Origin of the sequence: Sphingomonas sp. BK580 (assembly GCF_014194975.1) — a bacterium.
Lineage (GTDB): Bacteria > Pseudomonadota > Alphaproteobacteria > Sphingomonadales > Sphingomonadaceae > Sphingomonas.
Window position 1 is genome coordinate 65,858 of record NZ_JACIAY010000012.1, and the last position, 13,333, is coordinate 79,190.

Consider the following 13,333-nt stretch of genomic DNA (forward strand, 5'->3'; position numbering starts at 1 on the left):
GGCGGCGGACTGACCTAGCTCACGCCCCCGCGTCGGTGAGCCGCTCGAGCTGGTCGGGCGACAGCGACAGCGTCATGGCGCCGAGCAGCTCGTCGATCTGTCGTGCCGAGGTCGCGCTCGCGATCGGCGCGGTGACGCCGGGCTGCGCGATCAGCCAGGCGAGCGCGACCTGCGCCAGCGTCGCGCCCGCCTCGCCCGCGACCGAGTCGAGCGCGGCCAGCACGGCGGCGCCCTTGCCCTCGAGCAACTCGGCCACCTTCGCGCCGCGCACGCTCTGCGCGAGATCGTCGCGGCTGCGGTATTTGCCGGTGAGGAAGCCCGAGGCGAGGCCGTAATAGGGCACCACGCCGATGTTCTCGGTGACGCAATAGTCCTGCAGCTCGCCCTCGTAGCGGTGGCGGCTCACGAGATTATATTCGGGCTGGAGCACCTGGTAATGCGGCAGCCCGGCGGCGCGCGCGCCCTCCACCGCCGACTTCAGCCGGGCGGCGTGGAAGTTCGAGGCGCCGAGCACGCGCACCTTGCCCGCCGCGACGAGCCGCGCGAAGGCCTCGGCGACCGCCTCCTGCGGCTGTGCCTCGTCGTCGCGATGCGCGAAATAGAGGTCGATCCGGTCGGTGCCGAGCCGCCGCAGCGACGCCTCGCACGCCGCCGCGATCCGCGCCGGTGCCAGCGCCTCGCCGCCCTCGCCGGGCAGCATGCCGACCTTGGTGGCGATCAGCACGCGATCGCGCTGGCCGCTGGCCCGCAGCCACTCGCCGATGATCGTCTCGGACTCGCCGCCCTGATGACCGTCGACCCAGGCGGAATAGACGTCGGCGGTATCGATCATCGTGCCCCCGCCCGCCACGAAGGCATCGAGCACCGCGAAGCTGGCGGCGCGGTCGGCGGTCCAGCCGAACACGTTGCCGCCCAGCACCAGCGGCGCGATCTTGAGGTCGGAGGCGCCGAGACGGCGGAGCTCGGTCATGCGGGTCTCTCCCCGAGGGTGACCGCCGCCGCGCGTGCGGTCGCGGCGGCGGCGAGGGTCGGTCTGGCTCAGTTGTCGCGCAGCTTCTCGCCCGCGCGCACCATCGCGTTGCCGGTCGCGTCGGCGGCGCGGTCGCCGGTGTTGCTCAGCGCTGCGCCGGTGCGGTCGCCCGCGTTGCTGAGCGCGGCGCCGGTGCGATCGAGGCTGTTCTCGGCCGAGTTGAGCGCGCGGTCGGTCGCGGCGTCGACGTCGTCGACCGCGTTGGAGGTGGTGGCGGCGGTGTCGGCGGCCATCGTGTTCGCCGCCGCGGCGGACTGGTCCTGCGCCTTCTCGCTACAGGCCGCGAGGCCCAGCGCGGTGGTGGCGGCCAAGGCGGCGATCAGCGTGCGCTTCATGGACATGTCTCCCCTGTCGTTACGCCGGCACAATAGCCGGGGGTGGGGCGCGAACGCGGCAGCGGGGGGAAAGGGTCCAAGAGGGGCGGGGTAAGGCGGGCGCGCTGGGTGGAGGACGGAACTGACCTGCTCCCTCCCTTTCAGGGGAGGGCCGGTTGAGGCTTATCTACGAGCGCGGCGTCCGCGGAGAGCCCCCACCCCCGGCTCCTACCCTGAAGGGGAGGGGAGATGTGGCCGCGTTCTCTGCTCCTCCCATCCATCGTTTGACCTCATATAAAGATATCTTTATATCTGCTCGCCGGATGAAACACGCCCTCGCCATCTTCAGCGCGCTCGCCGACCCCTCGCGGCTGCGCATCGTCGCGCTGCTCGGCGCGATGGAGCTGTCGGTGGGCGAGCTGGCGCAGGTGCTGGGGCAGAGCCAGCCGCGCGTGTCGCGCCACGTCAAGATCCTGTGCGACGCCGGTCTGGCCGAGCGGCGCAAGGAGGGCAGCTGGGTGTTCGTCGCGCTCGGCGACCGGGCGCGGCTCGCGCCCGTGCTCGCCGCGCTCGACTCGCTCGGCGTCACCGAGGAGGCCGCGGCGGATCTCGCGCGGCTGGCGGCGGTGCGCGCCGACCGCGCCGCCGCGGCGGCGGGCTGGTTCGAGGCGAACGCCGCCGAGTGGGACGCGATCCGCTCGCTCCACGTCGCCGAGGAGCAGGTGGAGGCGGCGATGCGCGACGTGCTCGCCGACGCGCCGCTCGGCCGGCTGATCGACATCGGCACCGGCACCGGGCGGATGATCGAGCTGTTCGCGCCCGCCGCCACGCACGCGCTGGGGATCGACAAGAGCAGCGAGATGCTGCGGCTCGCGCGCGCCAAGCTCGGCGAGCGCGGGCTCGCCAACGCCGAGCTGCGCCAGGCCGACCTCTACGCGCTGCCGCTCGGTGACGGCGCCGCGGACGTGGCGATCCTCCACCACGTGCTGCATTTCGCGCAGCAGCCCGGCGCCGCGATCGCCGAGGCGGCGCGCGTGCTGGCGACGGGCGGGCGGCTGCTGATCGCGGACTTCGCGCCGCACGACCGCGAGGAGCTGCGCGCGCGCGACGCGCACACGCGGCTGGGCTTCTCGGACGCGCAGATCGAGGGATGGTTCGCGGCGGCCGGGCTGCTGCCGGCGCGCACCGAGACGCTCGAGGGCGGCGAACTGACGGTGAAATTGTGGCTCGGCCGGAAGGCCGGCGAGCCGTGGCGAGAGGTGAAGGCGGCATGACATTCTCGGTCAACCAGCTCGAGGAGGCGCGCCGCGCGCTGGACGCGCCGCTCTACGCCGACGTCGGCGGCGACGTGGACGTCAGCTTCGAGTTCTCGCCGCCCAAGAGCGAGAAGTCGGAGGAGACGCTGTGGCAGTCGATCGAGACGCTCTGCCCGCTCGGGCCGCGCTTCCTCTCGGTCACGTACGGCGCGGGCGGGTCGACGCGCGACCGCACCCACGCCACGGTCGCGCGGATCGCGCGCGAGACCGCGGTGCCCGCCGCCGCGCACCTCACCTGCGTCGAGGCGACGCGCGAGGAGATCGACGCGGTCGCGCAGGAATATTGGGCCGCGGGGGTGCGCCACATCGTCGCGCTGCGCGGCGACCCGCCCGCGGGGGCGGCGGACTACGCCCCGCACCCCGGCGGCTATGAGAATGCCGCCGCGCTGGTGGCGGGGCTGCGCCGGCTGCACCCGTTCGAGATCTCGGTGGCGGCCTATCCCGAGTGCCACCCCAGCTCGGCCGATCTCGCCGGCGACCTCGACAATCTCAAGCGCAAGCTCGACGCCGGGGCGAACCGCGCGATCACGCAGTTCTTCTTCGAGGCGGAGACCTTCTTCCGCTACCGCGACGCCGCCGCGGCGGCCGGGATCGACGCCGAGATCGTCCCAGGCATCATGCCGATCGGCAGTTTCGCGGGCGTCCAGCGGATGGCGGCGATGTGCCGCACCGACGTGCCGGGCTGGCTGGTGCGGCTGTTCGACGGGCTCGACGACCTGCCCGCCGCGCGCCAGCTGGTGGCGGCGACGGTGGCGGCTGAGCTGTGCCGCAAGCTCTACGCCGGCGGGGTGAAGCAGCTCCACTTCTACACGATGAACAAGGCCGAGCTGAGCTACGCGATCTGCCATCTGTTGGGGGTGCGGGCGGCGCCGCGGCACGCGGCGGCGGCGGCGTGAGCGCAGCGCGGGCCGGCCTCTCACCCGTCATCCCGGCGCAGGCCGGGATCCATGGTGCCGCGCGCGCCACGGCCACGGTGCACGCGGCCGGCTCGACCCCGGCCTTCGCCGGGGTGACGGATGCTCTGTAAACGATGACGACCGGCAGGACCTTATCATGACCCCACGTGACACCTTCCTCGCCGAGGCGGCGAAGCGGATCCTGATCACCGACGGCGCCTTCGGCACCGAGATCCAGAACTGGAAGCTCTCCGAGGCGGACTATGCCGGCGCGCTGACGCTGGGCCACGACCAGAAGGGCAACAACGACATCCTCGCGCTGACCAAGCCCGAGGTTCCCGAGTCGATCCACCGCGCCTATTTCGAGGCCGGGGCGGACATCGCCGAGACCAACACCTTCTCCGCCAACCGCATCAGCCAGGCCGATTACGGCGCCGAAGGATTGGTGCGCGAGATCAACGTCGAGAGCGCGCGGCTCGCCCGCCGCCTCGCCGACGAGTTCCAGGCAAAGGATGGCCGCCCGCGCTTCGTCGCCGGCGCGATCGGGCCGACCAACAAGACGCTCTCGCTCAGCCCCGATGTCAACGATCCCGGCTATCGCGAGATCGACTTCGACTATCTCAAGGACGTCTATCGCGAGCAGATCGACGCGCTGGTCGAGGGCGGCGCCGACTTCGTGCTGATCGAGACGGTGTTCGACACGCTCAACGCCAAGGCCGGGGTGATGGCGGCGATCGAGGCGGGCGAGGCGCTCGGGCGCGACCTGCCGATCATGCTGTCGATGACGCTCACCGATCTCTCCGGGCGCAACCTCTCGGGGCATACGGTGGAGGCGTTCTGGCACGCGATCCGGCACGCGCGGCCGCTGACGATCGGGCTCAACTGCTCGTTCGGCGCGGAGCAGCTGCGCCCGCACGTGCGCACGCTGAGCGCGATCTGCGACACGCTGATCATGGTCTATCCCAACGCCGGCCTGCCCAACGAGCTCGGCGCCTATGACGAGGCGCCCGCGACCACCGCGGGGCTGGTGGCGGAATGGGCCGAGGCGGGGCAGGTCAACGTGCTGGGCGGCTGCTGCGGCTCGACCCCGGCGCATATCGCCGCGATCGCCGAGCGCGTCCGCGGCGTCGCCCCGCGCGCGATCCCCGCGCCGCCGGTGCAGACGAGGCTCGCCGGGCTGGAGCCGTTCACCATGGCGGCGTGACGTACGGCGCTCCCTCCCCTTCAGGGGAGGGCCGGGGTGGGGCGTCGGCGTCTCACCGAGACCGGCGCGCCTGAGGAACCGCCCCAACCCAACCCAGCGGCAGGGTGGTTAGGCCCCCGGCCTAACCAAAAACACGCTGGGCGTGTTTTAACCTGCCGCTCCTGAAAGGGAGAGGGGCTAGAGAGAACATCATGACCGCATCCTCCACCCGCTTCGTCAACGTCGGCGAGCGCACCAACGTCACCGGCTCGGCGGCGTTCAAGAAGATGATCATGGCGGGCGACTACACCCGCGCGGTCGAGGTCGCGCGCCAGCAGGTCGAGAACGGCGCGCAGGTGGTCGACGTCAACATGGACGAGGGGCTGCTCGACGCGCACCACGCCATGACCACCTTCCTCAAGCTGATCGCCGCCGAGCCCGATATCGCGCGCGTGCCGATCATGATCGACAGCTCGAAGTGGAGCGTGATCGAGGCCGGGCTGAAGTGCGTCTCGGGCAAGCCGATCGTCAACTCGATCAGCATGAAGGAGGGCGAGGAGCAGTTCCTCCACCACGCCCGGCTGTGCCGCAACTACGGCGCCGCGGTGGTGGTGATGGCGTTCGACGAGGTCGGCCAGGCCGACACCCAGGCGCGCAAGGTCGAGATCTGCGCGCGCGCCTATGACCTGCTCACCGGCATCGGCTTCCCGCCGGAGGACATCATCTTCGATCCCAACGTGTTCGCGGTCGCCACCGGGATCGAGGAGCACAACAATTACGCGGTCGACTTCATCGAGGCGTGCCGCGAGATCAAGGCCCGATGCCCGCACGTCCATATCTCGGGCGGACTCTCCAACCTGAGCTTCTCGTTCCGCGGCAACGAGCCGGTGCGCCGCGCGATGCACTCGGTGTTCCTGTACCACGCCATCCCCGCGGGCATGGACATGGCGATCGTCAACGCCGGCCAGCTCGACGTCTATGACGCGATCGACCCCGAGCTGCGCACCGCCTGCGAGGACGTGATCCTCAACCGCGACCCCGAGGCGGGCGAGCGGCTGGTCGCGCTGGCCGAGCGCTTCCGCGGCACCGACGCGGTGGCCGAGAAGGCGGCGCAGGAGTGGCGCGGCTGGGACGTGGTCAAGCGGCTCGAGCACGCGCTGGTCAAAGGGATCGACGCGCATGTCGTCGACGACACCGAGGAGGCGCGCGCCGAGATCGCGGCGCGCGGCGGCCGCCCGATCGAGGTGATCGAGGGCCCGCTGATGCAGGGCATGAACGTGGTCGGCGACCTGTTCGGCTCGGGCAAGATGTTCCTGCCGCAGGTGGTGAAGAGCGCGCGCGTGATGAAGAAGGCGGTGGCGCACCTGCTGCCGTACATCGAGGCGGAGAAGGCCGCGGGCGGCGCCGAGCAGCGCGGCAAGGGCCGGATGGTGATCGCCACGGTGAAGGGCGACGTCCACGACATCGGCAAGAACATCGTCGGCGTCGTGCTCCAGTGCAACGGCTTCGAGGTAATCGACCTCGGCGTGATGGTGCCCTGGTCGAAGATCCTCGAGACCGCGCGCGAGCAGGACGCCGACATGATCGGCCTCTCCGGGCTGATCACCCCCTCGCTCGACGAGATGGTGACCGTGGCGGAGGAGATGCAGCGCGCCGGCATGACGATGCCGCTGATGATCGGCGGCGCGACCACCTCCAAGGTCCATACCGCGCTGCGCATCGCGCCGGCGTACACCGGACCGGTGGTGCACGTGCTCGACGCCAGCCGCGCGGTCGGCGTCGCCACCGCGCTGGTGTCGGAGACGCAGGCAGAGGGCTTCGTCGCCGGCGTCGCGGCCGAGTATCAGGCGGTGCGCGACGCGCGCGAGGGCAAGGGCGCCAACGCGCTGCTGCCGCTGGAGGAAGCGCGCAAGCGCGGCTTCGCGGCGGACATGGCGCTCAAGGCGCCCCCGGCGAAGCGGCCCGGCGTCCACGTCTACGACGACTGGGACCTGGCCGACCTGGCCGACTACATCGACTGGACGCCCTTCTTCCGCGCCTGGGAGCTGGCGGGCAACTATCCCGCGATCCTCGACGACGCGGTGGTGGGCGAGAGCGCGCGCTCGCTCTACGCCGACGCGCGCGCGATGCTCGATCGCGTCGTCGCGGAGAAGTGGCTCACCGCGCGCGGCGTCGCCGGGCTGTGGCCGTGCCATCGGCACGACGACGACGTGTGGGTGCACGACCGCCACAGCGTCGACACGCGCTCGCCCGACGGCGGCAGCGTGCCCGCCGGCATGCACACCCCCGACCTCGACCGCCGCAACAAGCATTCCACGCGGCTGCCGTTCCTGCGCCAGCAGATCGCCAAGCGCGAGGGGCGGGCGAACATGTGCCTCGCCGACTTCGTCGACCCAGCGGGCGACTGGATCGGCGGCTTCGCGGTCGGCATCCACGGCATCGACTCGCATCTCGCGCGCTACAAGCAGGACAACGACGACTACAACGACATCCTGCTCAAGGCGCTGGCGGACCGGCTGGCGGAGGCGTTCGCCGAGCGGCTCCACGCGCACGTGCGCACCGACCTGTGGGGCTATGCGCCCGACGAGCAGCTCACCAACGAGGCGATGATCCGCGAGCAGTATCGCGGCATCCGCCCCGCGCCGGGCTATCCCGCCTGCCCCGAGCACAGCCTCAAGCGCACGTTGTTCGACCTGCTCGAGGCCGAGAAGAACGTCGGGCTGGAACTGACCGAGAGCTACGCCATGCTGCCGACCGCGGCGGTGAGCGGCTTCTACTTCGGCCACGCGCAGGCGGAGTATTTCGGCGTGGCGCGGATCGGGGAGGACCAGGTCGCCGACTATGCCCAGCGGCTCGGCGTCGACGTGCGGCAGGCGACGCGGCTGCTGCGGCCGAACCTGGATTGAGGCGGAATGACCGGTTGATGAAATAATCTGGCCGGGGCGCGAGCGACGGTCCGCCCTCTTCCTATCCTGACTCAAGCCGCCGCACGCGGGCAAGGGAAAGGAGACCGAAGATGATGCCGTCACTTGCCGGACGTAGCTGTCGCGCGCTGCTGCTGCTCTCCACCGCGCTTGAGCTGGTCCCGGCAGGCGCACGCGCGCAGGTCGCGGCGGACCCGAGCGGCATGGGGCGGGCGCCGGCGATCGTGATCAGCGACCCTGGTACCCCTGTGACGGCGCTCGATCCCGCCGGGGTGAACGGCGTCGGCCAGATGACGATCGACGAGGGCGGCGGTTATGTCGACGTCTGCACCGGCACGCTGGTGAACCCGCGCACCGTGGTGTTCGCGGCGCATTGCGTCAACGAGGCGGCGGCGTCGAAATACGGCGTCGGCGACGATCAGACCCACATCGCATTCTCGTTCAACGGCAACAACCGCGCCGCTCAGCGGCGCTGGATCACGGAGGGGTCGACGCTGCACCGCACCGACACGGCCGGCGCGATCTACACGGTGAACCAGGTCGCCTATCACGCGGACTCGCTCGATCTCGGCCTGGGTGCCAATTATCTTCAGGCCGATGTCGCCGTCGCTTCGCTCGACACGCCGGCCAAGAACATTCCTACGTGGACTCTGCTGTTCTCCGCGCTACCTGCGCCGGACTCGATCGATGAGCTGACCGGCACCGGTTATCATGTGACGATCACCGGCTACGGCCATTACGGCACCGGGGACACCGGCCAGGTCGGTCCGCTCGACTTCCGCCGCCGGGTCGCCGAGAACATGATCGGCATGCTCGGCTCCGACAGTGACGTCGATGTCGGGCTCACGGGAACGGGATCCAATCTGCGGCAGCCGCTCTATACATCGACTTCGACGACCCGCGACGCGGCACGGCAACGGCCGACCCGCGTGATTACAACCTGCTCAAGGACGTGGCGCAGCCCCAGGAGGGGATGATCGCGCCGGGCGATTCGGGAGGGCCGCTCATCCTCGACCGCACCTACGGCGAGAAGACGGTTATCGGCGTCCTGTCAGGATACCGCTGGTTCAGCCACCAGAGGAACGCAGGCTACGGCAACATCGCCTTCTACCAGCCGCTCTATCTGTTCTGGGACTTCATCGTCGCGAACAACCCCTATCGTTACGTCGGCGCACTGGCCGGCGACGGCAGGTGGAACGATCCCGCGCATTGGCAGACGCTGGTCGACCCCGCTTATCGAGTGATCACCGATGGCAAGCTCGTCAACGGCGTGCCGGTGACCGCTGGCGCCGGCATCGACGGACGCGGCGGCAGCTTCGGCCAGGTGTGCGATCAGGAAACCGATTACGACGTCTGCTTCGACCTCAGGACGCGCCACTATATCGTCGACGGGGTGGAGCGCCCCGACTGGGGATCACCGCCCGCGGACGAAGGGGCGGCGCCCGCACCGCTCCCGGCGCCGACGCTCGCCAACGGCCTGCCCGGCGCCACCGGCTTCGTGCCCGACAATGTCGACCCCGACTCCACTACCCACCGCAAAGCGCGCTATTTCGACGTCACGCTCTCGGCGCCCGGCACCACCACGCTCGACACCAGCGCCACGGTCGACAAGTTCACCGTCTCGGGCAGCGCCGCGCGGCTGGCGCTCACGTCCGCGGGCCATCTCACCGGCCTGATCGAGGTCGACCAGCTCGCCGGCTTCGTCCATGTCGACGGCACGCTGACCACGCCGGGCGACTATCTGCTCGCCGCCGGCCAGCTCTCGGGCAGCGGACGGATCGAGACGCCCTATCTCACCAGCGTCGCCGGCGTGATCGCGCCGGGGCAGGTGGGCACGATCGGCACGCTGCACATCGGCGGCAACCTGGTGCTCGCGTCGAAGAGCCTGCTGCTGATCGACGTCGGCGCGGCGGGCGGCGCCGACCGGGTGGCGGTGGAGGGCAAAGCGAACCTGGGCGGTACGGTCGCGCTCGCGGCGGCGGCGGGGCACCGCGTCCGCGCCGGCGACGTCTACACGATCCTCACCGCCGACGAGGGCCTGTCCGGTCGCTTCGATGCGGCGGCGCGGCTGAGCGCGATCCTCGTGCCGACGCTACGCTACGGCGACACGAGCGTGCAGGCCCGCGTGGACGCCGGTCGCTACGCCGATGTGGTCGCGTCGACCCGCGCGCAGCGCGGCTATGCCACCCTGCTCGACCGCGCGCGGCCGCACGCCGCGGCGCTCGCGGGCGTCTATGACATCCTCGACCTGCAGGACGCGCCGACGATCCAGCACACGCTGGAGGCGCTGGCGCCGCGCGCCGAGGGGCTGGACCGCGCGCTCGGCGCGCTCGCGCTCGACAACATGGCGCGCTTCTACCGCGCGCGGCTGGCCGCCGCCGACCCGCGGCGCGGCGCCGCCGGCGCGGGGCAGCTGACGCTCGCGGGCGCGCCGATCCAGCTCGCCGCGGCCGAGGCGGCGCGCCTGCCCGGCCAGCCGCCGATCGCGAGCGACACCGCCGCCACCGTGGCCGCGCCGACGCGGCTGCCCGACACCGTCGCCGCCTATCTCGCGGCCGGCTATCTCGACGGCAGCGCCGCGTCGACGCGCACTGCGCTCGCGCCGCGCGGCCGCGATCCGCTGTCGGGCTGGTACCTCGCCGGCGGGCTGGAGGGCGCGGTCGACGGTCGTGCGCTGGTGGGGCTGGGCCTGTCGTTCACGCGCGCGACCGGCAACACCGCCGCGGCGGGGCAGAGCGCCGAGGGCGAGCTGTACCAGGGCACGCTCTACGGCAAGCTCACCGCCGCCAACGGCCTGTACCTCGACACGCAGGAGAGCGCCGGGCTGTGGCGCCACGCCACGCGACGCACCGCCGACCTGGTCGGCAGCGTCGCCACGCTGCGCAGCCGCGATCACGCGCTCGCCTATGGCGCGGAGATCGGTGCCGGGCACGACAGCGCGGTGGGGACGCTGCGGGTCGGGCCCCGCGTGGCGCTGCGCGCGAGCGCGCTCGACCGGGGGGCGGTGAGCGAGACCGGCGGCGCCGCGGCGCTGCGGCTCGATCGTCGACGCTACGCCAGCGTGCAGGGACGCGCCGGCGTGGCGCTGTCCGGCGGGAGCACGGTGCGGCCCTGGGCGTCGGTCTACATGGTGCACGACTTCCGCGACCCGTCGCCGCTGCTCGGCGTCTCGTTCGCCGCGGTGCCGGATACCGATGTCGCGTTCGCGCTGCCGGGACGCGACCGCGACTGGGGCGAGGTCGGCGCCGGGATCGCGCTCGACACCGGCCGCGCGACGCTGACGCTCGGCGGAGACACCACGCTGCGTCGCCGGGACGTGCGCGATCAGGCCTGTCGCGCCTCGGTGCGGGTACGGTTCTGACGAGGCGAGCGACGGCCCGCGCACGTTAAACACAGATAATTGATCTCGCGCGGCTGCGCCCCGGAACGTTCGGCCGCCCCCACCGCTTCGCTGTCGCACCCCGACGCGCACGCGCGCCCGGGGCATCGAAGCGAGGCCCTCTCCCATGACCGACACGATCCTGCGCACCCCCGGCAACGGCGGCGAGACCCATCAGGCGACCGATGCCGACCATCCCGTGCTCACGACCAACCACGGCATGCCGATCAGCGACAACCAGAACCAGCTGAAGGCCGGCGCACGCGGCCCGGTGCTGCTCGAGGACGAAGTCTATCGCGAGAAGATCAATCACTTCGACCACGAGCGCATCCCCGAGCGGATCGTCCACGCGCGCGGCAGCGCGGCGCACGGCTATTTCGAGGTGACCGACAGCCTCGCCGACATCACCGCGGCGGACCTGTTCCAGAAGAAGGGCCAGCGCACCGACGTGTTCGTGCGCTTCTCCACCGTCGCGGGCGGCGCGGGTTCGGTCGACACGCCGCGCGACGTGCGCGGCTTCGCGGTGAAATTCTACACGCGCCAGGGCAATTGGGACCTGGTCGGGAACAACATCCCGGTCTTCTTCATCCAGGACGCGATCAAGTTCCCCGACCTGATCCACGCCGCCAAGATGGAGGCCGACCGCGGTTATCCCCAGGCGGCCACCGCGCACGACACCTTCTGGGACTTCATCTCGCTGATGCCCGAGGCGACCCATATGATCATGTGGGCGATGTCGGACCGCACGCTGCCGCGCAGCTTCGCCACGATGGAGGGGTTCGGCATCCACACGTTCCGCTTCGTCAGCAAGGAGGGGAAGAGCACCTTCGTCAAGTTCCACTGGAAGCCGCGCGCGGGCCTGGCCTCGACGATCTGGGACGAGACGGTGAAGATCGCCGGCGCCGACCCCGATTTCCAGCGCCGCGACCTGTTCGAGCGGATCCAGCGCGGCGACTATCCCGAGTGGGATCTCGGCGTGCAGCTGTTCGACGAAGAGTTCGCCAACAGCCAGCCCTATGACGTGCTCGACGCCACCAAGATCATCCCCGAGGAGGTGCTGCCCGTCCGCATCGTCGGCAAGATGGTGCTCGATCGCTATCCCGACAATTTCTTCGCCGAGACCGAGCAGGTCGCCTTCTGCCCGAGCCACATGGTGCCCGGCATCGACCACAGCAACGATCCTTTGCTGCAGGGGCGGCTGTTCAGCTACCAGGACACGCAGATCAAGCGGCTGGGCTCGACCAACTGGCACCAGTTGCCGATCAACCAGGCCAAGGGCCGTACCGAGACCGGCGGCTGCCCCTTCATGAACATGCAGCGCGACGGCCACATGCAGATGCAGGTGCCCAAGGGGCGCGCCAATTACGAGCCCAACAGCCTGCATCTCGCCGGCGAGCCCGGCGGTCCGCGCGAGGACCCGGCGAACGGCTTCAAGAGCTTCCCCGCCGAGGAGCAGGGGCCGAAGCTGCGCATCCGCGCGGAGAGCTTCGCCGACCATTACTCGCAGGCGCGGCTGTTCTGGCGCTCGATGGACCCGGCCGAGCAGGCGCATATCGCCTCGGCCTTCGTGTTCGAGCTCAGCAAGGTGTCGCTGCCGCATATCCGCACCGCGCAGCTCGCCAACCTGCGCAACGTCGACGAGGAGCTCGCGCGCCGCGTCGCCGAGGGGTTGGCGATCGACCTGCCCGAGGCGTCGCCCACCGCCGCACCGGTACAGGACATGCCGGTATCGCCCGCGCTGCGGATCGTCCGCGGCCCGCGCGAGAAGCACACGCTGGAGGGGCGCACCGTGGGCATCTTCTTCGCCGACGGCACCGACCGCGAGGACTATGACTCGCTGATCGCCGCGGTGAAGGGCGCGGGCGGGCACCCGCTGACGATCGCGCCCAAGGTGGGCACGGTGCCGCTGTCGGACGGCTCGACCGTGACCGCGGACGCGCAGCTGTTCGGCCAGCCCTCGGTGACGGTCGACGCCTGCGCCGTGATCCTCTCCGCCGAGGCGTGTGCCAAGCTGGTGAAGGAGGGCGCCGCGGTGCAGTGGGTGATGGACGCCTTCGGCCATCTGAAGGCGATCGGGCACAACGCGGACTCGAAGCCGCTGCTCGACAAGGCCGGGGTGGAACCCGACGCTGGCGTGACCGACCTCGAGCTGTTCGTCGACGCCGCCAAGCAGCGCTACTGGGACCGCGAGCCCAAGGTGCGCACCTTGGCATAAGGAGGGGAGGGAGGGAATCGTCGCTAGGCCCCTTTCACCTCTCCCTCTCCACCCGGACCCCGGCCCGTGCCGGGGC

9 protein-coding genes are annotated in these 13,333 nt (G+C 71.0%); 7 read left to right on the top strand and 2 right to left on the bottom strand.

Annotated elements, in window-relative coordinates; genetic code table 11:
- Positions 1-19: 19 nt before the first annotated feature.
- Together FHY05_RS18175 and FHY05_RS18180 are read right to left on the bottom strand one after the other, a co-directional pair.
- The gene (locus FHY05_RS18175) at positions 20-970 is read right to left on the bottom strand and encodes an aldo/keto reductase (RefSeq protein WP_183945854.1); all 951 of its coding nucleotides are present in this window, start codon (positions 968-970) and stop codon (positions 20-22) included.
- A gap of 68 nt (positions 971-1,038) precedes the next feature.
- Positions 1,039-1,365 carry a hypothetical protein gene (locus tag FHY05_RS18180; protein WP_183945855.1) on the bottom strand — a complete coding sequence of 109 codons (327 nt, stop codon included), beginning with the start codon at positions 1,363-1,365 and terminating at the stop codon, positions 1,039-1,041.
- 302 nt (positions 1,366-1,667) lie between these two features.
- Between FHY05_RS18180 and FHY05_RS18185 the strand changes: the two genes are divergently transcribed.
- From FHY05_RS18185 to FHY05_RS18210, 7 genes are all read left to right on the top strand, one after another.
- A complete protein-coding gene (locus tag FHY05_RS18185; protein ID WP_183945856.1) occupies positions 1,668-2,618 on the top strand; it encodes a metalloregulator ArsR/SmtB family transcription factor in 951 nt (316 codons plus the stop codon).
- On the top strand, positions 2,615-3,556 hold the full coding sequence (metF, locus tag FHY05_RS18190; RefSeq protein WP_183945857.1) for a methylenetetrahydrofolate reductase [NAD(P)H]: 942 nt from the start codon (positions 2,615-2,617) through the stop codon (positions 3,554-3,556). Before FHY05_RS18185 ends, metF begins: the two co-directional genes overlap by 4 nt.
- Positions 3,557-3,713: 157 nt before the next feature.
- Positions 3,714-4,760, top strand: a complete 1,047-nt coding sequence (locus FHY05_RS18195) for a homocysteine S-methyltransferase family protein (protein WP_183945858.1) — start codon at positions 3,714-3,716, stop codon at positions 4,758-4,760.
- 191 nt (positions 4,761-4,951) lie between these two features.
- A complete protein-coding gene (metH, locus tag FHY05_RS18200; RefSeq protein WP_183945859.1) occupies positions 4,952-7,645 on the top strand; it encodes a methionine synthase in 2,694 nt (897 codons plus the stop codon).
- Positions 7,646-7,755: 110 nt separating this feature from the next.
- Positions 7,756-8,640, top strand: a complete 885-nt coding sequence (locus FHY05_RS22670; RefSeq protein WP_260181687.1) for a serine protease — start codon at positions 7,756-7,758, stop codon at positions 8,638-8,640.
- Positions 8,616-11,024 (top strand): autotransporter outer membrane beta-barrel domain-containing protein, encoded by a 2,409-nt coding sequence (locus FHY05_RS18205; protein ID WP_311732520.1) that lies wholly within the window; start codon positions 8,616-8,618, stop codon positions 11,022-11,024. The genes FHY05_RS22670 and FHY05_RS18205 overlap by 25 nt, the downstream gene beginning before the upstream one ends.
- A gap of 145 nt (positions 11,025-11,169) precedes the next feature.
- Positions 11,170-13,257: a catalase gene (locus tag FHY05_RS18210; RefSeq protein WP_183945860.1), complete on the top strand. Its 2,088-nt coding sequence runs from the start codon at positions 11,170-11,172 to the stop codon at positions 13,255-13,257.
- Positions 13,258-13,333 lie beyond the last annotated feature (76 nt).

Coding starts and splice junctions, on each gene's coding strand:
- FHY05_RS18175 (WP_183945854.1), bottom strand. CDS start 970: ATGACCGAGCTCCGCCGTCTCGGCGCCTCCGACCTCAAGATCGCGCCG.
- FHY05_RS18180 (WP_183945855.1), bottom strand. CDS start 1,365: ATGAAGCGCACGCTGATCGCCGCCTTGGCCGCCACCACCGCGCTGGGC.
- FHY05_RS18185 (WP_183945856.1), top strand. CDS start 1,668: ATGAAACACGCCCTCGCCATCTTCAGCGCGCTCGCCGACCCCTCGCGG.
- metF (WP_183945857.1), top strand. CDS start 2,615: ATGACATTCTCGGTCAACCAGCTCGAGGAGGCGCGCCGCGCGCTGGAC.
- FHY05_RS18195 (WP_183945858.1), top strand. CDS start 3,714: ATGACCCCACGTGACACCTTCCTCGCCGAGGCGGCGAAGCGGATCCTG.
- metH (WP_183945859.1), top strand. CDS start 4,952: ATGACCGCATCCTCCACCCGCTTCGTCAACGTCGGCGAGCGCACCAAC.
- FHY05_RS22670 (WP_260181687.1), top strand. CDS start 7,756: ATGATGCCGTCACTTGCCGGACGTAGCTGTCGCGCGCTGCTGCTGCTC.
- FHY05_RS18210 (WP_183945860.1), top strand. CDS start 11,170: ATGACCGACACGATCCTGCGCACCCCCGGCAACGGCGGCGAGACCCAT.